The following is a 24822-nucleotide window of genomic DNA, read 5'->3' as shown; positions in this document are numbered from 1 at the left end:
CTCCTATTCCGACTCCAACTCCTGCGGAAACTCCAACTCCGATTCCGACTCCAACTCCTGCGGAAACTCCAACTCCGATTCCGACTCCAACTCCTGCGGAAACTCCAACTCCGATTCCGACTCCGACACCTGCGGAAACTCCAACTCCGATTCCGACTCCAACTCCTGCGGAAACTCCAACTCCGATTGTGACTCCGACGCCTGCGGAAACTCCGACTCCGATTCCGACTCCGACACCTGCGGAAACTCCGATTCCGATTCCAACTCCCACACCTGCGGAAACTCCGATTCCGATTCCAACTCCCACACCTGCGGAAACTCCGACACCAATTCCAACTCCCACACCTGCGGAAACTCCGACACCAATTCCGACTCCCACACCTGCGGAAACTCCGATTCCGATTCCGACTCCGACGCAATCGGAAACTCCGACTCCGATTCCGACTCCGACGAAATCGGAAACTCCGACTCCAACTCCTGCGGAAACTCCGATTCCGATTCCGACTCCAATTCCTGCGGAAACTCCGACTCCGATTCCGACTCCAACTCCTGCGGAAACTCCGACTCCGATTCCGACTCCAATTCCTGCGGAAACTCCGATTCCGATTCCGACTCCAATTCCTGCGGAAACTCCGACTCCAACTCCAACTCCAATTCCTGCGGAAACTCCGATTCCGATTCCCACACCCACACCTGCGGAAACTCCGACTCCAACTCCAACTCCCACACCTGCGGAAACTCCGACTCCAACTCCCACACCCACACCTGCGGAAACTCCGACTCCAACTCCCACACCCACACCTGCGGAAACTCCGACTCCGATTCCAACTCCAACTCCTGCGGAAACTCCGATTCCGATTCCGACTCCAACTCCTGCGGAAACTCCGATTCCGATTCCGACTCCAATTCCTGCGGAAACTCCAACTCCGATTCCGACTCCAATTCCTGCGGAAACTCCGATTCCGATTCCGACTCCTGCGGAAACTCCGACTCCAACTCCCACACCCACACCTGCGGAAACTCCGACTCCGATTCCGACTCCAATTCCTGCGGAAACTCCAACTCCGATTCCAACTCCAATTCCTGCGGAAACTCCGATTCCGATTCCGACTCCAACTCCTGCGGAAACTCCGACTCCAATTCCAACTCCCACACCTGCGGAAACTCCGATTCCACAGAAAATTGTCATTCCAACGGTGACTATAATTCTGGCTGAAAATTTGACTCAGATTCCGACTCCGATTTCAGTGGGGATGGGCACCCACCATCCAACGCCCCTCCAACCTGGGGAAATGCTGACTGATTTTGATGGGGGAAATATCGATACTTTTTCGGAAAACTGCTTTTGCGATCGCACTATTTTACCAGATATCCCGTCCCTTCCTCGCCCCAATATTACTCAAAATATTTTCAGCCCTACTGAGGGTAAAGATACCTTAACCGGGACTAATTTTAACGATATTATCAATGGTTTCAAGGGTAGCGACTTGCTCATTGGATTGCAAGGTGGCGACTATATTTATGGTGGATTTTCTAGTCACATTTCTGTCGCCCTGGATACAGACAACGACACCATATTTGGTAACGAAAATAATGACTATATCATCGGTCATGCTGGCGATGATATTATTTATTTAGGTAAGGATCATGATTTGGCGATCGGTGGCAAAGACCATGACTTAATCTGGGGCGATCTCGGCAATGATAGTCTAGTTGGCGGTGAAGGTGCTGATAGTCTATTTGGCGGCACTTCTAACTCGTCTGATGGCGATTTAACTGGACGAGATTTGCTATTTGGCGATCGCGATCGAGATTTTCTCCATGGACAAGAAGGCGAAGATACTCTGTCTGGTGGCGAATATCATGATACCTTACAGGGTGGCAAAAATAACGATCTAATTTTCGGGGATGCTGGCAATGATTTACTATTAGGAGATTTAGGCAATGACAGCATCTGTGGGGGCCCAGGAGACGATACAATTGTGGGAGATATGGATAATATTGCCACAGATGCTAGCGGTCAAAAAGATTACCTCTGTGGCGGTAATGACAATGATTTAATTTTTGGTAATGACGATACCGATAAATTGTGCGGAGGTGAAGGAAATGATACTCTTGATGGCGGCAAAGATGACGATACTTTGATTGGTGGCTTAGGTGATGACTGGCTAATGGGAGATTTAGGCGATGATACGTTGCAAGGTGGAAATGGAAGAGATTACTTTGTATTAACTGCGCCCGAAGGCAGCGATGTAATTACTGATTTCACCCTAGGTGAAGATGTACTTGTTTTAACAGAAAACTTGACAGTCGATCGACTCCGCATCATCCTAGAAAACAATGCCACTTTCATCAGGATAGCCTCCAGCGATCGACTTTTAGCTATACTCAAAGGAGTACAAGCAAGTGCGAAGGCGATCGAAATTCTCTTCCACACACTTACCTGATACCAAACCCGGCTGAAATACCCATCATATAAAATCCTCTCTTCATCGTCCTGTATTAAACTCTCTCTTCTCTTGCTTCGCGTACTTCGCGCCTTCGCGGTTAAATCATTCCGATACAACCGGAATTGATATCAACTATTGTCTTCATAATTTCCTCAGAATTGAGAGTTAGTCTCAAGATAGAACGATCGCCCGATTCACTCGATCGAGGAAATATCCCATTGACAGGACACTAAACTATCCCGTGTTACTTTTCCCCCCAGGGCTAAAGCCACTGGGTTTGCAAGCTCCCGCGAGGTTTTTATGAAAACAGATTACCTGATTGTCGGCAGTGGTTTATCCGCACTGGTTTTTGGGGCCTTGATGGCAAATTCTGGCAAAACCGTGCACATCCTCGAAGCCCATGAACATCCGGGGGGCTTTGGTCATACCTTTACAATGGCAAAAAAATATACGTTTAATGCCCAATTTCACTACGTTTGGGATTGCGGTGAAGGACATACTGTCAATCGCGTACTCAAAAAGCTAGGTTTGGATCGAGATGTCACCTTTGAACGTTACGATCCCAATGGCTTCGATCATATGAAAATGCCTGGATATTCCCTGGAAATTCCTTCAGAATCAACAGAATTGATTCGCAGATTGTCCCTGTTGTTTCCTGAAGATGCCAGTCGAATTTCCCAATTTGTCAACGAAGTTGAAAAGACTGCCGCCGGCTTAAAAAAACTAGCTCCTCCCATCAAGCCAGTGGAATTAGTCAAACATTTCAGTGAAGTATTTTGTGCCATCCAATATCTCAATAGTACACTTCAGGATGTTTTCGACAAATTCAAACTTCCACAAGCAGCCCAAACCTTACTAGCCTTGCAATGGCCAGATTTTCTCCTGCCACCAAATCAACTTTCTTTCTATGCGTGGATTGCCTTATTTAGAGGCTATCAAGAAGGTGCATTTTACCCAACCCAACATTTTGAGGATGTCATCAATTCCTTAGTTCAAGTCATTGAATCCCACGGTGGAAAGGTGCAGCTAAATCATGAAGTCATCAATTTTAGACTCACCAACCGAACTGTTACCGGAGTGCAAGCAATGGATTTGACCTCCCATCAAACTCATGAATTCACCGGAGACACCGTGATTTGTAACCTCGATCCGAAAAAAGCAGCCAAAATGATTGGTGAGGAAATGTTCTCTAAAACAGTAAGGCGGAAACTGAATTATGAGTATTCTGCATCTAACTACATGGCCTACTGTGTTGTCAAAGATATCGATCTCCGAGACTATGGATTTGGCAAGTGGAATACCTTTCATTCTGGGCATCAAGATTTGAATGAAGCATTTGCTCAAATGTATGAGCAAAATGATTTTTCTAATCCCAGTTTTGCCATCACAACTCCAACTTTACTGACCCAAGCGCGGAGAGATTGTCCAGAAGATTGTCAAATAGTTGAATTTCTGACTGTTGCTAATTACAGTTATTTTAAGCAACTCTGGGATAGCGATCGCAAAGCTTATCGAAACAAGAAAAAAGAAATTTTGGATTCAATTTTAGACGTAGTTGAGAAACACTACGTTCCGAATTTTCGCAAACACATGGTCTTTCAGATTACAGGAAGTCCCACCACTAACGAGCGCTTCTGCTGGTGTCCTAATGGCAATTCCTATGGTTCTAGTCTAACGCCCCGTAACATGGGAGTCGATCGCCTAAATCACGAAACATCTCTCAACAATTTCTATTTTTGTAACGCCTCCTCCGGCTACCCAGGATTTGCGCCGACATTTTGGACAGGAGCACTTTTGTATCAACGTTTATCAGGCGATCCAATTTTAGGCTAGGAGGAATTCTCTAATAAAAAACACGAGGCAGAGCCTCTAGTAATGCGTTCCCAGGTAGAACCTGGGAACGAAAATTTATCCCATTTTCCATCTTCCATATTCTTTCCCCCCTTGGGGGGGGGTAGGGGGGGTTCTTCTTCCATCTTCTCCCTTGGGGGGGTAGGGGGGGTTCATCTTCCATCTTCCATCTTCCTTCTATCTATTTAGGAGAGAACCATGAGAATTGCAATTGTTGGAGGCGGAGCTAGTGGAATGGCCACAGCCTACTGGCTCGATAAACAGAAGCATGATGTTACAGTGTTTGAAAAACAGCCAATTTTAGGCGGACATATTCGGACACTCAACAAAAACGTTGCGCCCAATCAATCTGAGTGTAAAGAGATATTAGAAAATGGGGTACTAGAATTTCCGACAGTGTTTTATAATTTTGCTACTCTCATGGGAGAGCTAGGAGTAGAATTAGAGCCTGTGGAAATAGGTTCCTCGCTATTGTTTAAAGACGGCCGCCACTTTTTATCAGGAGTCGCCATTCAGAAAAACTTCACGGGAATTCAACGCCTGATTGAATATTTACAACTCGATGCTCTCTATGCTCGTTCTGCTGGATTCATCCTGAAAATGCGATTTTCTCAAACCCATGATTTCTACGATATGCCACTGGGTCAGCCTTTACATAGCTCCTGTGTACGCAATACTTGGCTCAAGTTACTAACCATGTATAGCTACTCGATACCTTTTGAAATTATCAACAATTTTCCCGCAGAATTGGCGATTCCCATGCTACGGGAATATGCGTCGGTTAACTGGGTAAGGATTAAAGGTGGCGTGTATTCTTACATTGAAAAAATTATCGATCGCTTTGGGGGTAAGATTTTGGTGAATGTGGAAATTGAGAGTATTTGTAGAGGCGCTGATGGTGTAAAAATTGTGCTGTCTACTGGGGAGATTCAGGAGTTTGATAAGGTTGTTTTTGCAACACCTCCCGATCGCGTAATGAAGCTGTTGTCTGACCCCACGGAGGCGGAAACTAAGCGGTTTTCGGCATGGCAAGCCAATTATGCGACTACTTTGCTGCATTCGGATACATCCATGTACGATCGCTACGGTATTCGCAAGTTATCAGAATTTGATTTTTTTGAAACAGACAAAGGATGGGGCTATAATGCGAGTTTAAATCAGCTTTGTGGCATCTCATCTTCGCGGCGATATAGTTTAGCTTTTCACATGGATGAATTGATTGCAAAAGAGCAGATTATTCACATTCAGAAACATCACACGCCTTTATATACAGTGGAATCTTTCCGATATCGAAATGAAATTATCGAGACTAATGGAGAGAATCATACTTATCATGGGGGGGCTTATTTGGGTGATGGTTTGCATGAAGGAGCGATTACGTCTGCTTTGCGAGTTGCTAAATTAATCGGGTGAGCTCAATCTACCTCTCCCATAATCATTGTGGAACAGGCATCCCTTCGACTTCGCTCAGGACACCGCCTGCCTGTTCTTGACTGTCTTTTTAGGAGATGTCTAATAGAAATCTCCCAAAATTATTGTGGGGAGTAGGGGTTATACCATTTTCATAAAGTCCTACTACAGATGTAGTTCAAAGCCCCCCCTTAGTAAGGGGGGGTTGGGGGGGTAGATATTAGGCATCCTGCTTACCCTTGATGCAAATGGTATAATAAACAGCCCAAATAGCCATGGGACGCAAATAGTGACAGGCCCGAAAAGTCCCCGTTGCTGTAATCGCTTCCGGCGTCCGAAACTGCAACCCATGGTCATAAATTTGTCGCACCACCGTATCAGTCAACTTAAATGCCTTATCCTCCATTCCCATCTGCACCAAAAAAGCCGCTAGCCCAAAATTAATCCCCGTCCAAACTTCTAGAGGATGAGTCGCATTCGGATTTTCCGGTGCACCATTGAGCATCAACCCATTGGCAGCCCCAAACTCACCATCTTTGAACTTCAGAAAGCAAGATTCGTAGACAGTTTCTAAAGCACTAATGGCACATTCTAGCGGCACAATGTCCGGCAAATCTAACAGTTTTGCGTAAAATTGACCGCACAATTGATCTGTCATTACCACTGCGGAATTACTCTCACTATCCAAACGGTAATATTGACCGTTCCAGAGTTTTTCTTGATAGTTTGGTCTGGCTTGTTCCAACCAACTGTGATATAATGCAATCTTTGCTTGAGGATTCGGAATTATTTCTGGCGCTCTATCTTCTAGGATTTCGCCGATCGCGATCGCACTTTCGAGCGCAGCCAACCACAAACCCCCACAATAGGCACTTATCCCCCGCATTTGCCAGTCATCAAACGTCTGATCCGGTGCTCCCGAATTCTCAGGAATCCCATCACCATCCTCATCAAAGGTTTTCAGATAAGCCAAAGCCTCAACAATTGCCGGCCAACAATCTTGCAAAAACTCATAATCTGTGCTACCAGTCAACAGGAAATCGCGATAAACTTGCAACACAAAATCCGAAGGCAAATCCTTCCACAAATTGCAATCTTGATAGCTAGTATAGTTCGTTTTCTCCCAAGGATGCTCGTTGGGAGCACCCAAATCGTGGGGAGTCGCGCCGACAGCTTTTCTAATAGCCGCAGCTTGATTCCAGCCCACAATTCTCGGTGTATCATCGCCCGTAGAAATTGCCCGCGCAAAAGCGATCATTACCGATTTTTCTAATTCCGGCCACAACATCAATAAAGCAAAGGAACCGTAAAGACGCACGTCTAAACTTTCATACCAACGGTAATCAAGGCACTCCAAAACTCCAAATTGACCCTTCGGATCGCGTTCATCAGCCGCAGTCCAAAGAGTACCGCCGTCAGTGAGGATATACAACTCATTAAACAAAGCCATTTTGAAGCTATCACTCAAATCTTCCCGTGACAAAATCGGTTTTTGCCAAGCTTCTATACTTTCGCGCCAAGTATCGGAATGCTTCATAGCAGTACGGATCATCGGCCAAGCATTTTTGCCATTGCGCCCAAAGAAATCTGTATAGCGGCGGTAATAACAAACTCCGGGTGCAAATTCAGTAATGGGGAAATCCCAGGCTAAAATAAACGGAATTTTGCGAGTTTTTCCTGGTCTAATTGTAAAGCGAACGGCGATCGCACAGGCCGATCTTTCTCCAGGGGCTGCCGGTGTCTCGTCTTTATCGTCCAACAAGAAACCTTCACCAGAAAAGTGTCGCCAAATCTCCTCCCCATTCCCCGCAGGATTCCAGCGAGTTTGATAGAATACTTCTACCGCTGGATTGGTAATAGTGGCGATCGCCCATTGTCCATCCCCTTCTTTTGGCTCATCATCAGCATTTAAGCGCGTCATGACACAGCCAATCCGGTGAAAATCTTCCACCAACAAATTCATATTTCCGCCACTTTCTCCCCACCGAGGCAGATACTCATAGGCGGGACTACCATCATCCCGAACCTTAACGGGAACCCCCCCGTAGCCCCCCTCAGTCAGGGGGGGCTGGGGGGGTATAGCATTAGTAAACCAGCCGACAATATTCTCCCAAGTTAACATGATGCTGAGAGTAATTGGCGCATCTGTAGGATTGTGTGCCACCCATTCAAACATGGCAAGTGGGTAACTGCTTTCTTGATAGTTATGAGGCAAAATTGGCGAAAATTGTTCGCAGCTTAATTCAGCCTGAAATACATTTTCATAAACAAACCAACTCCTGGGATACAAAGCATGATAAGTCCCAGAAGATTGAGATTCTCCCCCTCCTCCTTCTTCCTCTTCCCTCTTATTTTCCCCCCTTGGGGGGGGTAGGGGGGGGTTCTTCTTCCTTGGGTGGGGTTGCGGGGGGTTGACTTCTTCCTTCTTCCTTCTTCCTTCGTTGGGATACCATTTCCAACTAGATAAACTGCCATCTGTAGGCGGTTCAGTACACAATGCAAAAGCTTGTTTTTTACCAGCAGTTTCTTCAAAAACGCTGAATTGACAAGCGGGCAAACTATTAAAAATATGTTCTCCACCGTCGATATGCCAGAGGTTGAAGTCTCCACGGGGCGATCGACCAATACAGCCTGCACCGAAGCCACCCAAGGGCATTCCGTGCCAAGGGCCGTCGTCAAGATTGCTGGCGTAGCGGACTGTGTAGGGGTTGTCCCAACCGAGGCCTATGGCGCGTTTCCAGGTGTGTGGAGGGATGTTTGGATTGGATGTGCGATCGTTCATGATTGATTTGTATGGGGAAAGGCGATCGGTGAAATTCCGGCAGAACCTTAATAGTATATGTAGGACTTACGCAAAAAACCCAGTTTCTGATTTAGATTTCAGATATCGTAGGGTGCGTCGCCATCAGTCATCTACTTGGAAACCCGAAAAATCTGATAGCGACGCACCCTACAAGAACTCTCGTTACCGACAATATATCATCTCAGCTTAGATTGACAAACTCCGCAGGTATCGTTTAACATTTAATTAGATGCTAATTTCATGTCATCATTATGATTAACCTTTCAAGAGACATACATTCTCTCACCGATTTCAAACGTAATACGACTGAGTTTGTGCAGCGGCTCAAACAAACAAAACATCCTTTAGTTCTAACTGTCAACGGGAAAGCAGAGTTAGTTATTCAGGATGCTGAATCCTATCAGAAACTTTTAGATGCGGTTGAGTTATTAGAGACTTTAAAGGGAATTAAGCTGGGTTTGGCACAAATGGATCGAGGGGAAGGAAAAAAAGCGGAGGATTTTTTCAATCAACTGTTTGATAAGCTAGACAGTTAGCCATGAATCAGAAATATCAAGTCATTATCCAACCCGCCGCGCAAAAAGCAATCGAGGAAGCCTATTTTTGGTTGAGTAATCATTCTTCTCTGAAGGCTAGAACTTGGTTAGAAGGATTGTATAAAGCTACCTTATCGCTAGAAAATATGCCTTCTCGTTGTTCTTTCGCCTTTGAGAATAGTTTTTTTGATGAAGAAATACGACAACTGGTTTACGGTAAGGGACGAAATGCGTATCGGATTCTGTTTACGATTGTTGATGATAGGGTTCATATAATTTTCGTGCGACACGCTTCTCAAAAACCGATGATAGGTGAATCAGATGAGGGCTGAAACTAACACTATGAACGGAAGTATTATTGCTAGTGAGGGTAGTAATCAAGCTGCCATCCTGCCGCTTCCAGAGTTTTACAGTTCCGTCCGAACTACCAGAGGCAATCAAATTAAGAAAACTACTTAGAGGACTTGCTCCAATAAAATCAATGCGAGAGTCAGCAGTTCTCAGTTGTGAACTATTGGCTAAAATTTCCTTAAGCTTTCTTTGTTCTTCAGGCTTTAACAAGTTCATAGTTAGTCGCCATAATTAATTACTTTTGGTTGATGATTTTCACAATTATTTTTCACGAGATGGGAGAATTGGTTCAAATTGAGTTAGAAGTTCAGGAAGCTTATTTTGTACAACATCCCAGATTACATCAAAATCAACTTGGTCATATTTATGGATCAACATATCTCGCATTCCAGCTATCTCTCTCCAAGGGATTTCTGGATGTTGCTGACGAAAATCTTGAGATAGCCGTTTGGTTGCTTCGCCAATAATCGCAATCTGGTAGAGAATGGCTGATAATTTTTCATCATTCATTTCCAGTTCAGCTCGACTTATCTTGTCAGTGTAACGCAATATTCGTCTGGCTGCTCTTTCTATATCAATTAGGGATTCGTTATCGCGTGGCATAAATCACTTGTGCTGAATCTAAAATAATTTGACGACGTAACCAATTCTCGCTTTTTTCCAGGGCTTTCTTGATGATGAAATCTACTTCACGGGTAAACATTGCTTTTAACTCATCTTGCATTTCTAGAGTTTCAGTCAAACCCCGTTTAGCTTCTGGCGCAAAAGTCACTAACACATCAATATCACTATCAGGACGAAAATCCGATCGCAAAACCGAACCGAATACTGCAAATTCAATAATCTGCCAACGCTGACAAAACTCAATAATCGCTTTTTCTGAAACTCCGAACCGTCTCTCCAGAATATTTTTTGTGTCCACCTGGCTAAGAATTTCTATAGTCATTGATTCAAACTCCTAAATTTTCTTGTATTCAAAAAGTGTTTCCAGCGATCGCAATTCTGCCTCTGTCTCATCATCAATTTGCGGTAAAGGGCGCTGCATGATCGAATATAGCGATCGCCTTTCTCCTTTGCTTTGTAAACCGATCTCCCGCAAATAATCTTCGATTTTAAACACCATCGGTTTTCGATCGGATTTCGCCACATCAGGGCTGCGGTAAATCGCCGTTTTAATCGCAGGCAATAGCAATGTTTTTACTGGTTCATATTTCCCTGCACTAATGGCATCTTGTGCTTGGTCAACCAAATCTTTAATACTCCTCCAACAGCCTCAGCCGGATATTTTTGAGTTTACCATATTCCGTAAGGCATATCTATACTGAACGATCGCCCGCACTCTCCCAAACCCATCAAAAAGCCCGTGAAACCCAGCTATCCCGTCGGCAATAATCCCGCCTGTCACAAAATCAATCAGGGATTTGCGATCGCCCATATCATGCAATTCTCAACATACTACCTTAATATTAAATTAGTTTTGGGAAACAAGCTATGAAACGAGATAATGTACTAGCAATTGTAGCCGCACACCGAGAACAGTTGCATAAAATGGGAGTAAAATCTCTTAATTTATTTGGTTCAGTAGCACGAGATGAAGCTCGTTCAGATAGTGATGTAGACTTTTTAGTTGAATTTAATCAACCTGTAGGACTCTTTGAATTTATCGAAGTGCGGCTTTATTTGCAGGATATTTTGGGATGTTCAGTCGATTTGGGAACTCTGAAATCTTTAAAACAACATTTGCGAGAACCTGTACTTAAGGATGTCATCCATGCCTTCTAGAAATTGGCGACTTCGCCTTCAAGATATTTTGCAATCTATTGTATTCCTAAAGATTTTGACACGCCACTTTATCGATGTAGAATATCATCTAAGCGAAGTTGCAAGTTCTTTAGCAGAGGAGAAATAACTGGTTCACCTAGGCGAAACTGTTGCTGGATGTAATCTTGGTCAATCAGTTGACAAACTGTGATAGTAGGTTGTTTAGGTTTACCGATAAAAGCCACACCACCCAATCCACGATAATCAACTATCCAATATTCAGGAATTCCTACAAGAGCATATTCTTCAACTTTTCGGGCGTAATCCGTTTCCCAATTAGTGCTGACGACTTCTACCACTAACTTAATCGATCGCCCCAGGGTAATCACAGGTTCTCTTTCCCAGAGAGGTTCGCTGACAAGGGCAGTTTCATCTAATACGACTATATCGGGACGGCGCGCGGTAGCTGCGTCGGAAAATGGACGGATCAAACAAGTGCGGGGAATGAACCAGGGTAGTTTTTCGGCTGCGATAACGATGCCGATTTGAGTTGGTAGTTTACCGCCGACGGTTTCGTGGGGGCCTGTGGGTTCCATCTCAACTAATTCTCCGTCAGCGAGCTCGTAGCGGAAGTTGTCACAATAGCGATCGAGGAATGTTTCAAAAGTTAGGAATTTGTCTGTAGTGTAAATCATTAGAAATCAATACTTTTTTGCTTGATTTTAATTACGATAGTTTAGCATTGATGTCAAATAAAACTAGCTCGGAGATCCCCCCTAGCCCCCCTTAATAAGGGGGGGACAAGATTCCGGTCAAAGTCAACCCCTACTCCCCTTTTTTCCCCCCTTGGGGGGGGTAGGGGGGGGTGGGGGATTTAGGGGGATCTAGACGTCGATAAAAACGAGAGAGACAGATGGTTTCAGTTTTAATTGAATGTTGAAAACCTTATTCCTTCACCTCAACAAATCCCAAATCAGTCCCTTTCCCAGCATGAACTAAAGCCAACTTTTCGTAACGCCTAGCGTGCTCGATTAATTCCGCGGCTTCTTCCTGGGAAACATCCCGCAATCGCTTCGCAGGTACTCCGGTAACTAGGGTGTAAGGGGGAACGTCTTTGGTAACAACAGCCCCTGCACCGACGATCGATCCTGTGCCTACCCTGACTCCATCGAGGACGATCGCCCCAATCCCGATCAAACAACCCCGTTCAATATAAGCTGAGTGAATCACCGCTCGGTGTCCCACTGTCACAAAATCTTCCAAAACCGTAGGTTTTCCTGGATCGCCGTGTAAAACAGATCCATCTTGGATATTAGTACAAGAGCCGATCGCAATCCGCTCCACATCCCCTCGCACCACCGCCCCGTACCAAATACTCGCCCCCGCACCGACTTCTACCTTACCCATAACCACAGCACCGGCGGCGACAAAAGCAGCTTGGGAGAGATCGGGAATAGGCCAATAGGAAGGAAGTGTAGTCACGGATTCCTTGGGATTGCTCATCGAAAAAATGGGTTGACCTTAACCAATGGTCAATAGGAGATATAATACAAGTATTTGGGACTTTTGCAGAGAAAAAATTTTGGGACGCACTACATGATCGAAGTAGCCTTGCAATACCCGATGTTTGGCCCGGAGATTCAGTGTCCCCACTGTCGCCAAACAATTCCGGCTCTAACCCTCACGGATACCTATTTGTGTCCGCGTCACGGGGCTTTTGAGGCCGATCCAAAAACGGGAGATTTAGTTCACCTTCAGTCTGGGCGACACTGGCGCCACTGGGAAAATGAATGGTATCGTCAGCACACTCACCCCGATGGAATTCGGTTTGAAATTCACGAAGCGCTCGATCGACTATATACTCAAGGCTACCGAGCAACTCGCATCATCATTGCCCAACGCTATCGGGAATTAATCAGCGTGTATTTAGAGCGCAGCACATCTTGGCGGGGTCAATCGGAATCTGCCATGCCGAAGCTTTACGGTTTACCTGTGGATTTTAGCCCCCAATCCCAGGAAGAACCTTGCTGGGAAGTGATTAATTTTGATTTGGAAAAAGAGCCAGGAGTTCCGATTCGATATCCCTATTTTCGGTTGTTTGAATAGTCATTAGTTAAATGCACCACGCCTCGATTCGTACTGCTAATATTCACCGGGCGATCGCCTTTTACGAACAGTTGGGATTTACTGTGTGCGATCGCTTTACTACAGGTTACACCCTAGCCTGTTGGATGGAAGGCCTCAACGGACGCATTGAACTCATCCAAATCCCGGAACCCAAACCAGCCCCTGATGCTTTTGGAGACGAGCATTATGTTGGATATTATCATCTATCCTTTGATTTAACTGAGGTGACATCTGACTTGCCTACTTGGTTAGAGTCTCTCAAACAACGGTTTGAGCAAGCAGCTTCTGAGGAACCAAGCCAGTTTCAGCCGCTGAAAGTTTTATTAGAACCGACTCAACAGGCGATCGGCGATCGTGTTTACGAAGTAGCTTTTATTGCCGATACAGATGGTTTACCTTTAGAGTTTATTTGGCGTCTGAATAACTGATGCAATTCCAGATCGTGCAACACTAGCCTCTTCACTAAAATAAAACCCGCGTCGGCGGGTTTTATCTTAAAGCTAATTGTTAAGTGCCAATTTAATCTACTTCTGAGGAACCACAACTTCATTAGCAGCAACTGGACGAGCTGAGGAAGCGGTAGTTTTCAAAAGTGCGATCGCCTGGGCGTAACAAGGATCGTCCTTAGTAGCAACCAAAGTCGGTTTGTTAGCTAATTTCAGCTTTTGTGCATCGGTGACTTCGACTTTGACATCGGGAGTAACGCCCTTGTGACTAATATCAGTACCGTTGGGAGTATAGTAGTGAGCGATCGTCACCGCCAATCCCGAACCATCAGACAAAGAATGCACCGATTGTACTAAAGCTTTGCCAAAAGTTTGACCACCCATCACCGTCGCGCGTTTATTGTCCTTGAGAGCACCAGCCAAAATCTCGCTGGCGCTGGCAGAATTGTCATCTACAAGCACCACCAAAGGCTTGTCAGTAATAGCAGTCCGATTTGCCTTCATTTCCTGAGAATCTCCGGCTCGATCGACTGTACGGACGATAGCCCCGGTATCCATCCACATCCTGGCAATATCAATGCTCACACGTAGCAAACCCCCTGGATTGCCACGCAAATCCAACACAAAAGCATCAACTTTCTGATCCGAGAGCTTTTTAATTGCCGCTTGCATTTGTTCTCCGGCGTGGGAGCTAAACTCTTGCAAACGGATATAACCGACTTTCTTACCTCCTTCATTTTTGAGGCTGTAGCGAACTGCGGCTACCTCAATTCTGGCCCTAGTCAGGGTAATATCAAACTCACTTTTACCAGGCCGAGCAATCCGCAACGTGACTTTAGTGCCTTCAGCGCCCCGAATTATTTGAGCAGCATCAGAAACAGTCATGCCTGTAGTAGGTTTACCATCAATCACCAAAATGCGATCGCCCGCTTGAATCCCAGCCTTGAGGGCGGGGGAATTTTCCATCGGCTCAACCACCGTAATCGCCTTAGTTTTCTCGTCCGCTTCCAGCCTCATCCCTACCCCTGTCAGTTCCCCAGAGGTTTGATTAGTCAACGCTTCGTACTGCTTCGGGTCCATGAAGCGGGTGTAGGGGTCGTTTAACTTCTCTAATGCCTTGCGGAGAGAAGTATAGGCTGCTTCGCGAGAGGTATAATTTTGGCCCAGCAAATCTTGGCGGGTGACTTGCCAGTCAGTCTTGTTAAAGCTGCCATCAACATACTCTCGGTTCACGATTTGCCAAGCTTCGTCTAAAACAGCTTTAGGGCTATCTTGAAGCTCAGCACGGACGGATTGACTCAGGCCGGGTACAAGCAAAGATATGGAAGCGGTTGTGGCCAGAGCCCCACTGAACAGGGCTGCCTGTAATTTAGAAAAGCGTCTGCGGGCTACATTCATTGAATTTCGCTCAATTCTATTTTAGATTTTTGATGGAAGATTTTCGATTGCTAAAAAATCTCAAATCAGTGTAAATAAACTTTGTTGCGGAGGCTATGGCATCCTTTTGAACAGTTTAACTAGCTTTTTCACCGATCGCCAACCAATCACCAATCTATTTTACTGAATTTTACGCTGACCGACTAATCCTTTAAACTTAATTAATATCCTAAATTTCCAAGTGCCGTGCAAGCTAAAGTCGAACAATTTTACCAAAAGTGGTTGAGTCTGCTCCTCTGTGGAGTTATTGGTATAGCAGCCGCTTGCGGGGTCATTACCATGCAGTCCCAGGAGCAATTCGGCGGAATTTCTGCTAGGGAAACTGAGGGGGGAAAGCCCTTACCGACCATCTCGGCCGCTACTTTCAAGCAATCCGAACAGCAAGAAGCCCTGCGGCTGAAAATTCTCAAAGCCATCCCCAGTTTTGGGTTTGACAATTTAATTGCAGATTGGACATTTCTGAAATTTTTGCAATATTTTGGCGATGACGAAGCCAGAGACATCACAGGTTACAGCCTTAGTCAAGATTATTTTGACATCATCACTAGACGAGACCCCAGGCGAGTGGAAATTTACCCATTTCTGTCAGTTGCTGTTTCTTTTTACCAAGCAAAACCAGAAATTGCCGTCGAGTTAATGGAACGCGGCACTAATGCCCTGTCGCCACAAATTGACCCCCAAGCGTGGACGGTATGGCGAAATAAAGGACTTGACGAATTGCTGCTGCTGGGTGATATTCCTGAGTCTATTCGATCGCACGAAATGGCTGCTGACTGGGCAGAAAAAACACCACAAGGTCAGAAATTAGCACCGATGTTTCGTGCTACTGCTGAGTATTTGCGTCGAGACCCGGATAGCGTCCAGGTACGCTTTTCTGCTTGGAATATGGTTTATGCTCAAACAAAAGACAATTTTGTGCGCCAAAGGGCGAAACAAGCTCTTGTCAAATTGGGAGCTCAGGTGCGAAAGGATAAAAATGGAAAAGAGAGTTTTATTTTACCACCGAGAAAGTAGTTGAATCTTGGGGGTTTACTTTTAAATGTATTGGTAATTATCCCATTTAAAATCTCAAATCAGCTTGGGTTAGTTCGCGCCACTCACCGGGATTTAGGCCTTCTAGACGCAAATGTCCGATCGCACATCTAACCAACCGCAACGTCGGGAAGCCCACTGCTGCGGTCATCCTGCGGACTTGTCGATTGCGGCCTTCTGTCAGGGTCATTTCCAGCCATGCTGTGGGTATATGCTTGCGAAATCGAATCGGCGGTTCCCGTGGTGGTAAAAGGGGTTCCGCTGATAATAATTGCACTTTTGCCGATCGAGTCCGATAATCTTGAATAGTGACACCAGTCTGCAAAGTAGCGATCGCACCAGCATCAGGAATCCCTTCCACTTGCACCCAGTAAGTACGGGGATGAGCGAATTTCGGGTCACTGAGTCGGTGCTGCATTAGTCCATCATCCGTTAGCAACAACAAGCCTTCACTATCGCGATCGAGCCTTCCCACCGCATAAACGTCAGGAATCGGAATATAATCTTTCAGAGTTCTGCGTTTAGTTTCTCCTGAGTTGTCAGTGAATTGAGTTAAAACATCGTAAGGTTTGTAAAAGAGAATATAACGATAAGGCATGACAAATTAAAAAATAAAAATGTACGGTCAACTGTCAACGGTCAACTGTCAACGGTCAACTGTCAACGGTCAACTGTCAACGGTCAACTGTCAACTGTCAACTGTCAACTGTCAACTGTCAACTGTCAACTGTCAATTGCTATACCATGCCCGAATCCACACACCGAGTTTGCATCGTCCTAGGAACCCGCCCAGAAGCAATTAAACTAGCCCCAGTAATTCAACAATTCAAAAATTCCCCATCCTTTGACACCCAAGTAATATTAACAGGCCAACATCGAGAAATGGTCGAGCAAGTCATGGGACTGTTCCATCTAAAAGCCGATCGAGATTTAGCAATAATGCAACACCAGCAAACCTTGACAGACATTACTTGCCGCAGTCTGCAAGGTTTAGAAGCATTGTTCAAAGAACTACAACCAAAAATTGTCCTAGTACAAGGAGACACAACCACAGCTTTTGCCGCTGCTTTAGCTGCATTTTACCAAAAAATACCTCTAGGTCACGTAGAAGCCGGATTACGAACAGACGACCTGTTGAATCCTTACCCAGAAGAGGCTAACCGCCGGTTGATATCTCAGCTCACACGGCTGCATTTTGCCCCAACAGCCCTAGCTGCGGAAAATTTGGTGCGATCGGGCGTTTTGGGACAAATTCACCGTACAGGCAACACAGTGATTGATGCTTTGCTGGGAGTAGCCAAACGCGAACCAGAATGTAATATTCCCAACTTAGAATGGAGCAAATATCGCACTATTTTAGCCACAGTTCACCGCCGCGAAAATTGGGGAGAACCATTACAAGGAATTGCCAAGGCATTTCTCAAAATTTTAGCGCAATTCCCAGACACAGCCTTGTTATTACCACTGCACAAAAATCCCACAGTTAGAGAACCTTTACAAGCTATTTTGGGCAACCATCCCAGAGTCTTTTTAACTGAACCTTTAGATTACGCAGAATTAGTAGGAGCGATTCAAAGAGCCTATTTAATCCTCACAGATTCTGGCGGCTTACAAGAAGAAGCACCCAGTTTAGGGAAGCCTGTTTTAGTATTAAGAGAAACCACAGAAAGACCAGAAGCAATTGCCGCCGGCACTGCTAAACTCGTCGGTACAGATGCCGATTTAATAGCAGACTCCGCCGCCGAATTACTGAGCAATGCCGATGCTTACAACGCAATGGCAATGGCAATCAATCCTTTTGGAGACGGTTTGGCGGCGGCACGGATTTTGAAAATTGTTAAGGAGTATTTGAGTTAGAGCAACCGCCAAGCCTGTTAAGGTGCTCGGTCAACTTTCAACTATCACGTCAAATTCTATCAAATCCTTTCTTCAACTGAATAATTCAGATTTCTATTCTCTCCCTCTGTGTCCTCTGTGTTCTCTGCGGTTAAATCATTCCGATGTGCTATGGAAACCGAGTTGAAATCCCAGCCGGCATCCTTCGTCTATTTTAAGGAGCAGGAACTTGGGGCTGAAAGTTGCGAGTACCTTTATACCCCGATAAGATAGCAAGTTTTTCCAATGATTGCATTCCTGTATAATATTTACCCCCAATTTCCCAGGTGGGATAAGCTTTGATATTGGCGGCTTTGCATAAATCTGGCTGAGCATCTTTTCCTCTGGGATCGCACTCAATGTAAGTAATTGCAGTCAATGCTTCTTTGCCAAAAAGTTCTTGTTGTTTGTGACAATAAGGACACCAGTAAGCACCGTACATTCTCGCTCTAATGGTCTGCAAATGGGTTGCTAAAGCTACTTGATCCGGCAGGGATTCGCTACTAATAGGGGGTGCTGTCTGTGGGATTACTGGTAATGTGGCAGGGGGAGGAGGTGGGGGAGTTTGTGCTAACTTTTGAGTGGATTTGTTGCGGAAAGTGAACTGTGCGATTCCTCCCTCTGCTTGGGCTGTGACTAAAATCCCGAAAGTGAGGATGGCACCGATCGCACATAAGTTGATTTTGCTGAGTCTCATCTTGAATTTCCTGTGGAATTTGCTAGAATTTTACCAGTTTGGGCGATCGATCGCCGAGTAAAATTAGGACGTAAGGTGGTGATGCTGTACCCATAACTGTCTACTTTATTGGCGGCTAAGGCATAATATCAAATCCGGTAACATCGGAATTATTCATCTCTCTTATCTCCCTCTGTGTTCTCTGCGTTCTAGTAAGGTTAAATCATTCCGATGCAGCCGGAAACGATATAACTCAACAGTCACAATGAGTATACAAACAAAGTCCGACAGGGAATTAATTCCCTGTCGGACTTTCTCAAAACCGGGTTTCTTCGCTACTTTTTCCAATTTGGATTGACCGATCATCCTTATATAATGCAGCGCCAATCCTTGAGGTTATAGTTACACAAAGAAATTGGTAACGGGAATAGTGCCCAAAGCGGGTAACGTCCCGGTAGATCCGGTTAAGTTGATCACTAAATCGTTACTCGCCTGAAAACCAGCAGTACCATCATTAATCACAAGGTAAGTACCTGCGATTGAAGCCGTTGTAACCACAACTAAAGCAGCGCTATTAATTCCTAGAGCTTGGTTTCCGGCTAATGCTCCATTAGCATCGGTAAACACTTGAGTTATGACATTTTGTAAGGTAGTAGCAGCGCTATTAGCAGCACGGCTAAAGCTACTGGGCGCACCCATAGCTGCTCCACCTTGGGTCAGCAAGTCGATTTTATCACTGCCGATCGCCAAGTCGGTAATGCGATCGCTCGCGGATACAGGGGATTGTCCAAACTGGAACAGGAAGGTATCCGCACCCGTACCACCCGTTAGAGTATCTTGACCAGCCCCCCCGTTGAGCGTATTATTGGCAGCGTTGCCTGCAATAGTGTTCGCTAAACCGTTGCCCGTGCCGTTAATCGCCGTAGTGCCAGTTAAGGTAAGGTTTTCCACTTCTGCCGGTAAGGTGTAGGTGACAGAAGATTGCACCAAGTCGGTTCCTTGAGCTGCAAGTTCAGTGACGACATCTCCGACGCTATCGACAACATAAATATCGTTCCCCAATCCACCTTTAAGTTGGTCGTTTCCGAGTCCTCCATCTAAAAGATCGTTATCATTACCACCATCCAGGGTGTCGTTTCCTGCACCCCCGTTGAGGGTGTCGTTGCCGGCTAACCCATTGATGATATCTGCATTGGCAGTTCCAGTTAAGTTATCAGCGCCAGCAGTGCCATTAATGGCGGCGGTTCCCTGAGTTTTGAAATTCCAAGTGCTATTTCCGGTAATACCAGCATAATTGTTGCCAGCAATATCTTTAATTGCACCGTTGACAATTTCCACGTAGTAATCAGTACCTTGACCTAAATCTGCTGTCGGATTAATCGTGAGTTGAGTGCCACCAACTGTGACATTAGCAGCAGTTGCCGCGATCGTTTCTACAACCGAATTATCAGACAGTTTCTTGATGACCAGATTGCCAGTGCCTTTTTTAATGGCTTCACTGAAATTGACAACTAGGTTAGCGCCAACGGCAACCCCTGTGGCATTATCAACCGGAGTGAAACTGCTGGCTGTCGGTGGGGTGATATCGGCGGGTGCAACAGTTTTGAAATTCCAGGTGCTATTTCCGGTAATACCAGCATAATTGTTGCCAGCAATATCTTTAATCGCACCGTTGGCAATTTCCACGTAGTAATCAGTACCTTGACCTAAATCTGCTGTCGGATTAATCGTGAGTTGAGTGCCACCAACTGTGACATTAGCAGCAGTTGCCGCGATCGTTTCTACAACCGAATTATCAGACAGTTTCTTGATGACCAGATTCCCAGTGCCTTTTTTAATGGCTTCACTGAAATTGACAACTAGGTTAGCACCAACTGCAACCCCTGTGGCATTATCAACCGGAGTGAAACTGCTGGCTGTCGGTGCGATTGTATCGGCAGTGATAACTGTTCCTGTTCCTTGGAAGCTATAACCAGGAGAAGTATTTTTACTGCTAAAGTTGACCTTAGCATTCCCAGTCGTAAAAGTAGGTAACGCGGTGAAGTTGGCTTTGTATAGGGTGGTCGGTGAAGCCACGTTTGGCCAAGCCACACCGTTGATATTCAGCCAAGCCACATTAATCACTTTATCAGTGGAGGCGTCGTTATCTTCATCCAGGGTGTCCGCCTCTGGAGTGCCGATAGTCGGTGCTACGGGAGTTGACAATACCCCTGGATTCGCAAAATTGACAAAGTTAAGCTTGGAAGAATCGTAGTGCAGTTTAAATCCGAAGGAGGATGCCAGGGTGCTGTTGTTATCCGATGTCGAATACTTGGCATCAATTGAAACTGAACTACCCGGAGCTACATTCTGAGTGGTGGCGTTTGCGCTAATATTTTGGGTAGCGCCACTATTAGTAATTACGCCATTACTATTAGTAATTACGCTATTACTAGATGCAGGGGCTGTGGGCAAATACGAGCTTAAGAATTGCTGAATCTGAGTCGCAGTAGTGCGAGTAGCACCAGTACCAATGACTCCATTAGTTAGGGTAGTACCAGTAAAACCAAACAGATATCGAGCAATCAAAACCCCGTCCGTGGCTCCCTGTGCGACACCGTTGCCATCGGCATCTAGCATCGTCGTCCGACCATTTTCCAGGTAAGTTTGTATGTCTGTAGCAGTGGTGCGGGTGGCCCCAGTACCAATCGCCCCATTCGTGAGGGTAGTACCAGTAAAACCAAACAGATGGCGGGCAATCAAAACCCCGTCGGTGGCTCCCTGGGCTGCATTGTTACCATCAGCATCTAAACTGACCGGTGGTGCCAGAGTCAAGACTGCGGATGTGGGTGAAAAGCTATATCCAGGGGAGGCGTTATTACTGCTAAAGTTGACGTTTGTGCCTGTGTAGGTGGATGATGCCGTGAAGTTGGCTTTGTATAAGTTAGCGGGTAGAGCAGTATTCGGCCAAGCCGCACCACCGAAATTCAGCCAAGCCACATTAATTACTTTATCGGTGGCGGGGTCGTTATCTTCGTTCGCGGTGTCTGTCTCGGTCGTACCGATAGTCGGTGTTACGGGAGTTGACAACGGATTGGTAAGATTGACAAAGTTTAGTTGTGAGGAGTCGTAGTGCAGCTTAAACCCGAAGGAGGATGCTAGGCTGTTGTTGTTATCGGATGTGGAATATTTGACATCGACTCCGACGGAGTTATTGGGCCTGAAGCCTTTGGTGGTTTGATTTCCGGCGGTAGCACTATCAAAGTCGGGTGTAATTGTCTGTAGTAGCCCGCCAGCGGTGGCAGTTGTGAAATTCCAAGTGCTATTTCCGGTAATACCAGCATAATTGTTGCCAGCAATATCTTTAATTGCACCGTTGGCAATTTCCACGTAGTAATCAGTGCCTTGCCCTAAATCTGCTGTGGGATTAATCGTGAGTTGAGTACCACTAACTGTGACATTAGCAGCAGTTGCCGCGATCGTCTCTACCACCGAATTATCAGACAGTTTCTTGATGACTAGATTGCCAGTGCCTTTTTGGATGGCTTCGCTGAAGTTGATAACTAAGTTAGCACCAACGGCAACCCCTATGGCATTATCAGCGGGAGTGAAACTGCTGGCTGTCGGTGGAGTGATATCGGCAGCGGTGGCAGTTTTGAAATTCCAGGTGCTATTGCCGGTAATACCAGCATAATTGTTGCCAGCAATATCTTTAATTGCACCGTTGGCAATTTCCACGTAGTAATCAGTGCCTTGGCCTAAATCTGCTGTGGGATTAATCGTGAGTTGAGTACCACTAACTGTGACATTAGCAGCAGTTGCCGCTATGGTTTCTACCACCGAATTATCAGACAGTTTCTTGATGACAAGATTGCCAGTGCCTTTTTGGATAGCTTCGCTGAAGTTGATAACTAAGTTAGCACCAACGGCAACCCCTATGGCATTATCAGCGGGAGTGAAACTGCTGGCTGTCGGTGGGGTGATATCGGCAGCGGTGGCGGTTGTGAAATTCCAGGTGCTATTGCCAGTAATACCAGCATAATTGTTGCCAGCAATATCTTTAATTGCACCGTTGGCAATTTCCACGTAGTAATCAGTGCCTTGGCCTAAATCTGCTGTGGGATTAATCGTGAGTTGAGTACCAGCAACTGTGATATTAGCAGCAGTTACGGCAATGGTTTCTACCACCGAATTATCAGACAGTTTCTTGATGACCAGATTGCCAGTGCCTTTTTGGATAGCTTCGCTGAAGTTGATAACTAAGTTAGCACCAACGGCAACCCCTATGGCATTATCAGCGGGGCTGAAACTGCTTGCTGTGGGTGGGGTGATATCGGCAGTCGTAGCAATATTAAGTTGAATCGCACCGGTATTACTGTTATAACCATCAACAGCAATTTGATAGGTTGTCCCGGCTGTCGCATTCAGGCTGATCAGGCTAGTGTTATTCCCCCCTCCATCATCATCAAAGCTAATCAGACTTAGGTTATTAACCGCCGCGCCTGTGAAAATGGACAAGTAACTATCAAAATTACTGCCCTTTGTGTCTACCACAAAAGTGTTGCTACTGGGTGCAGTCCAAGACCACCACACCGAGTTAGTTGTCCCACTTTGGATAGGTTCACCTACTTCTCCGGTGGCTCCAATATTTGAGCCTGTGGTACTCACAGGTGCGCCACTTAGCAGAATCCGGTTAGCAAAGTTATCATTAGCCGTCGATGGTGGTGGGGTAGAGCCGGCCAAAGCATTGTTAATGTTCAACCGACCTCCTGAAACAGTCTTACCACTCAAAGCGGAAATAGGATCAGTTGTTTGCATCAGCTTGTCTTTAACTTGCTGTGCTGTCCAAGTGGGATTTTGAGACCACAACAACGCCGCCGCGCCGGTGACATGGGGAGATGCCATCGATGTCCCAGAGTAAGTGGCATAATTTGCTCCGGGTGTGGTGCTATAAATATCAGATCCGGGCGCACCTAAATCTACAGTGGTGGCTCCATAATTGGAGAAAGAAGAAAGTCCATCGGTGCGGGTGGTTGAGGCAACAGAAATAATATTAGATAGGTTGTAGCTGGCAGGATAAGCAGGCGTTATGTCTGTGTTCAGTGAACTATTACCCGCCGCGGCAATAAATAAAGCTCCCTGTTGTCCGGCAGTATTGATGGCATCGGATAGGGCTTGACTGTAGCCTCCGCCACCCCAAGAGTTATTAGTAAGTTTGACTCCCTTCGCCGTTGCATAGTTAATCGCCAAAATCGCATTGGATGTAGCGCCCGAACCACTATCATCTAAAAACTTAAGTGGCATAATCTTGGCATTCCAAGCAACCCCTGTCACTCCAACTCCGTTATTGCCTTTTCCCGCAATGGTTCCCGAAACATGGGTACCATGTCCCTGCACATCCATCGGGTTATTGTCGTTATAGGCAAAGTCCCAGCCGCGAGTGTCGTCTATATATCCGTTATTGTCGTTATCGATGCCATCTCCGGCGATTTCCCCTGGATTTGTCCAGATATTTCCCACTAAGTCGGGGTGGTTGTAATCAACGCCCGTATCAATAACGCCGATAACTAAGTTGGGGTTTCCTTTTTGAATATCCCAGGCTTCGGGGGCATCGATGTCTGCATCGGCTGTTCCGCCACTTTGACCTGTGTTGTTGAGTCCCCATAATTGGGTATAGCTAGGGTCATTGGGAGTTGTGGCTTGGGGTGTAATTGTGGCTAATTTTTCTTGAGTAGGACTCGGTTTTTGGATATCTTCAAGGGTGATAATATAATCCGGCTCTATGTATTCAATGCGGGGATCGTTCTTATAAGCGGATATTGTTTGTTCAACCTTTCCTGAAGGAATCTGCCAAATGTCAATGCCAAGTTGTGAAGCTTTGGTGACGTTGGTCACTCCGATTTCTGCCTGCAAATTGGTAATTTGACTTGAATTTGTGGTGGGTCTCAGTTTGAGTATTACACGATTGGGGTTGAAATTTGTAGCCATGATGATGCAGTTCCTGTATTGATTGATAGCTCGGAAAAATGTGGGGATATCGTCTGGCAAAAATGCCATTATAGATCTGTTAATTATTCACAAAGTTGTT

General features: G+C 45.7%; 22 protein-coding genes. 10 read left to right on the top strand and 12 right to left on the bottom strand.

Annotated elements, in window-relative coordinates; genetic code table 11:
- From ACBR23_RS13990 to ACBR23_RS13980, 3 genes are all read left to right on the top strand, one after another.
- On the top strand, positions 1-2447 hold a 2447-nt coding region (locus ACBR23_RS13990; protein WP_371125655.1), incomplete at its 5' end, for a calcium-binding protein.
- Between the two features lie 303 nt (positions 2448-2750).
- Positions 2751-4283, top strand: a complete 1533-nt coding sequence (locus ACBR23_RS13985; RefSeq protein ID WP_371115266.1) for a phytoene desaturase family protein — start codon at positions 2751-2753, stop codon at positions 4281-4283.
- 216 nt (positions 4284-4499) lie between these two features.
- Positions 4500-5714 carry an FAD-dependent oxidoreductase gene (locus tag ACBR23_RS13980; RefSeq protein ID WP_371115265.1) on the top strand — a complete coding sequence of 405 codons (1215 nt, stop codon included), beginning with the start codon at positions 4500-4502 and terminating at the stop codon, positions 5712-5714.
- A 217-nt stretch (positions 5715-5931) separates the two neighbouring features.
- On the opposite strand, the gene ACBR23_RS13975 is transcribed toward ACBR23_RS13980, so the two are convergent.
- Positions 5932-8493: a GH116 family glycosyl hydrolase gene (locus tag ACBR23_RS13975; RefSeq protein ID WP_371120731.1), complete on the bottom strand. Its 2562-nt coding sequence runs from the start codon at positions 8491-8493 to the stop codon at positions 5932-5934.
- A 272-nt stretch (positions 8494-8765) separates the two neighbouring features.
- Here ACBR23_RS13975 and ACBR23_RS13970 point away from each other — a divergent pair, with 272 nt between their 5' ends.
- Positions 8766-9050: a type II toxin-antitoxin system Phd/YefM family antitoxin gene (locus ACBR23_RS13970; protein ID WP_341734418.1), complete on the top strand. Its 285-nt coding sequence runs from the start codon at positions 8766-8768 to the stop codon at positions 9048-9050.
- A gap of 2 nt (positions 9051-9052) precedes the next feature.
- Complete coding sequence (locus tag ACBR23_RS13965; RefSeq protein ID WP_371120730.1) at positions 9053-9382, top strand: type II toxin-antitoxin system RelE/ParE family toxin; 330 nt, start codon at positions 9053-9055, stop codon at positions 9380-9382.
- Here ACBR23_RS13965 and ACBR23_RS13960 read toward each other — a convergent pair.
- From ACBR23_RS13960 to ACBR23_RS13940, 5 genes are read right to left on the bottom strand one after another with little or no spacing between them, the layout of a single operon-like run.
- Positions 9297-9617: a WD40 repeat domain-containing protein gene (locus tag ACBR23_RS13960; protein ID WP_371120729.1), complete on the bottom strand. Its 321-nt coding sequence runs from the start codon at positions 9615-9617 to the stop codon at positions 9297-9299. The two genes, ACBR23_RS13965 and ACBR23_RS13960, sit on opposite strands and share 86 nt — an antisense overlap.
- 45 nt (positions 9618-9662) lie before the next feature.
- Positions 9663-10004 carry a DUF86 domain-containing protein gene (locus tag ACBR23_RS13955; RefSeq protein WP_371120728.1) on the bottom strand — a complete coding sequence of 114 codons (342 nt, stop codon included), beginning with the start codon at positions 10002-10004 and terminating at the stop codon, positions 9663-9665.
- A complete protein-coding gene (locus tag ACBR23_RS13950) occupies positions 9991-10347 on the bottom strand; it encodes a nucleotidyltransferase family protein (protein WP_371120727.1) in 357 nt (118 codons plus the stop codon). The genes ACBR23_RS13955 and ACBR23_RS13950 overlap by 14 nt, the downstream gene beginning before the upstream one ends.
- Positions 10348-10359: 12 nt before the next feature.
- Positions 10360-10650, bottom strand: a complete 291-nt coding sequence (locus ACBR23_RS13945; protein WP_371120726.1) for a hypothetical protein — start codon at positions 10648-10650, stop codon at positions 10360-10362.
- 24 nt (positions 10651-10674) lie between these two features.
- The gene (locus ACBR23_RS13940) at positions 10675-10836 is read right to left on the bottom strand and encodes a hypothetical protein (RefSeq protein ID WP_371120725.1); all 162 of its coding nucleotides are present in this window, start codon (positions 10834-10836) and stop codon (positions 10675-10677) included.
- A gap of 56 nt (positions 10837-10892) precedes the next feature.
- Between ACBR23_RS13940 and ACBR23_RS13935 the strand changes: the two genes are divergently transcribed.
- A complete protein-coding gene (locus tag ACBR23_RS13935) occupies positions 10893-11183 on the top strand; it encodes a nucleotidyltransferase family protein (protein WP_371120724.1) in 291 nt (96 codons plus the stop codon).
- A gap of 68 nt (positions 11184-11251) precedes the next feature.
- Here the strand turns inward: ACBR23_RS13935 and ACBR23_RS13930 are convergent, their stop codons facing one another.
- Both ACBR23_RS13930 and ACBR23_RS13925 read right to left on the bottom strand, forming a co-directional pair.
- Positions 11252-11857 (bottom strand): Uma2 family endonuclease, encoded by a 606-nt coding sequence (locus ACBR23_RS13930; RefSeq protein WP_371120723.1) that lies wholly within the window; start codon positions 11855-11857, stop codon positions 11252-11254.
- Positions 11858-12107: 250 nt separating this feature from the next.
- A complete protein-coding gene (locus ACBR23_RS13925; RefSeq protein WP_341737890.1) occupies positions 12108-12665 on the bottom strand; it encodes a gamma carbonic anhydrase family protein in 558 nt (185 codons plus the stop codon).
- Positions 12666-12758: 93 nt separating this feature from the next.
- Between ACBR23_RS13925 and ACBR23_RS13920 the strand changes: the two genes are divergently transcribed.
- A complete protein-coding gene (locus tag ACBR23_RS13920) occupies positions 12759-13268 on the top strand; it encodes a TIGR02652 family protein (RefSeq protein WP_341737889.1) in 510 nt (169 codons plus the stop codon).
- A gap of 11 nt (positions 13269-13279) precedes the next feature.
- A complete protein-coding gene (locus ACBR23_RS13915; protein ID WP_371120722.1) occupies positions 13280-13717 on the top strand; it encodes a VOC family protein in 438 nt (145 codons plus the stop codon).
- A 96-nt stretch (positions 13718-13813) separates the two neighbouring features.
- Here the strand turns inward: ACBR23_RS13915 and ctpB are convergent, their stop codons facing one another.
- Positions 13814-15133: a carboxyl-terminal processing protease CtpB gene (gene ctpB / locus ACBR23_RS13910; protein WP_371120721.1), complete on the bottom strand. Its 1320-nt coding sequence runs from the start codon at positions 15131-15133 to the stop codon at positions 13814-13816.
- Positions 15134-15358: 225 nt separating this feature from the next.
- Between ctpB and ACBR23_RS13905 the strand changes: the two genes are divergently transcribed.
- Positions 15359-16186: a hypothetical protein gene (locus ACBR23_RS13905; protein ID WP_371120720.1), complete on the top strand. Its 828-nt coding sequence runs from the start codon at positions 15359-15361 to the stop codon at positions 16184-16186.
- Positions 16187-16232: 46 nt separating this feature from the next.
- Here the strand turns inward: ACBR23_RS13905 and ACBR23_RS13900 are convergent, their stop codons facing one another.
- Positions 16233-16802, bottom strand: a complete 570-nt coding sequence (locus ACBR23_RS13900; protein WP_371115258.1) for a pseudouridine synthase — start codon at positions 16800-16802, stop codon at positions 16233-16235.
- A gap of 146 nt (positions 16803-16948) precedes the next feature.
- Between ACBR23_RS13900 and wecB the strand changes: the two genes are divergently transcribed.
- Positions 16949-18061 carry a non-hydrolyzing UDP-N-acetylglucosamine 2-epimerase gene (wecB, locus tag ACBR23_RS13895; protein WP_371115271.1) on the top strand — a complete coding sequence of 371 codons (1113 nt, stop codon included), beginning with the start codon at positions 16949-16951 and terminating at the stop codon, positions 18059-18061.
- A 193-nt stretch (positions 18062-18254) separates the two neighbouring features.
- Here the strand turns inward: wecB and ACBR23_RS13890 are convergent, their stop codons facing one another.
- Positions 18255-18776: a hypothetical protein gene (locus ACBR23_RS13890; RefSeq protein ID WP_371120245.1), complete on the bottom strand. Its 522-nt coding sequence runs from the start codon at positions 18774-18776 to the stop codon at positions 18255-18257.
- A 381-nt stretch (positions 18777-19157) separates the two neighbouring features.
- Positions 19158-24791, bottom strand: coding sequence for an Ig-like domain-containing protein (locus tag ACBR23_RS13885; RefSeq protein ID WP_371120244.1), 5634 nt, complete (start codon positions 24789-24791; stop codon positions 19158-19160).
- Positions 24792-24822 lie beyond the last annotated feature (31 nt).

The organism is Microcoleus sp., from assembly GCF_041354475.1.
Classification (GTDB): domain Bacteria; phylum Cyanobacteriota; class Cyanobacteriia; order Cyanobacteriales; family Microcoleaceae; genus Microcoleus.
Note: the sequence above shows the minus strand (reverse complement) of the source record. Positions and strands in the feature narration are given on the sequence as shown.

Coding starts and splice junctions, on each gene's coding strand:
- ACBR23_RS13900 (WP_371115258.1), bottom strand. CDS start 16,802: ATGCCTTATCGTTATATTCTCTTTTACAAACCTTACGATGTTTTAACT.
- ACBR23_RS13985 (WP_371115266.1), top strand. CDS start 2,751: ATGAAAACAGATTACCTGATTGTCGGCAGTGGTTTATCCGCACTGGTT.
- ACBR23_RS13930 (WP_371120723.1), bottom strand. CDS start 11,857: ATGATTTACACTACAGACAAATTCCTAACTTTTGAAACATTCCTCGAT.
- wecB (WP_371115271.1), top strand. CDS start 16,949: ATGCCCGAATCCACACACCGAGTTTGCATCGTCCTAGGAACCCGCCCA.
- ACBR23_RS13920 (WP_341737889.1), top strand. CDS start 12,759: ATGATCGAAGTAGCCTTGCAATACCCGATGTTTGGCCCGGAGATTCAG.
- ACBR23_RS13950 (WP_371120727.1), bottom strand. CDS start 10,347: ATGACTATAGAAATTCTTAGCCAGGTGGACACAAAAAATATTCTGGAG.
- ACBR23_RS13940 (WP_371120725.1), bottom strand. CDS start 10,836: ATGGGCGATCGCAAATCCCTGATTGATTTTGTGACAGGCGGGATTATT.
- ctpB (WP_371120721.1), bottom strand. CDS start 15,133: ATGAATGTAGCCCGCAGACGCTTTTCTAAATTACAGGCAGCCCTGTTC.
- ACBR23_RS13980 (WP_371115265.1), top strand. CDS start 4,500: ATGAGAATTGCAATTGTTGGAGGCGGAGCTAGTGGAATGGCCACAGCC.
- ACBR23_RS13970 (WP_341734418.1), top strand. CDS start 8,766: ATGATTAACCTTTCAAGAGACATACATTCTCTCACCGATTTCAAACGT.
- ACBR23_RS13975 (WP_371120731.1), bottom strand. CDS start 8,493: ATGAACGATCGCACATCCAATCCAAACATCCCTCCACACACCTGGAAA.
- ACBR23_RS13890 (WP_371120245.1), bottom strand. CDS start 18,776: ATGAGACTCAGCAAAATCAACTTATGTGCGATCGGTGCCATCCTCACT.
- ACBR23_RS13925 (WP_341737890.1), bottom strand. CDS start 12,665: ATGAGCAATCCCAAGGAATCCGTGACTACACTTCCTTCCTATTGGCCT.
- ACBR23_RS13885 (WP_371120244.1), bottom strand. CDS start 24,791: ATGGCATTTTTGCCAGACGATATCCCCACATTTTTCCGAGCTATCAAT.
- ACBR23_RS13955 (WP_371120728.1), bottom strand. CDS start 10,004: ATGCCACGCGATAACGAATCCCTAATTGATATAGAAAGAGCAGCCAGA.
- ACBR23_RS13915 (WP_371120722.1), top strand. CDS start 13,280: ATGCACCACGCCTCGATTCGTACTGCTAATATTCACCGGGCGATCGCC.
- ACBR23_RS13965 (WP_371120730.1), top strand. CDS start 9,053: ATGAATCAGAAATATCAAGTCATTATCCAACCCGCCGCGCAAAAAGCA.
- ACBR23_RS13935 (WP_371120724.1), top strand. CDS start 10,893: ATGAAACGAGATAATGTACTAGCAATTGTAGCCGCACACCGAGAACAG.
- ACBR23_RS13960 (WP_371120729.1), bottom strand. CDS start 9,617: ATGAACTTGTTAAAGCCTGAAGAACAAAGAAAGCTTAAGGAAATTTTA.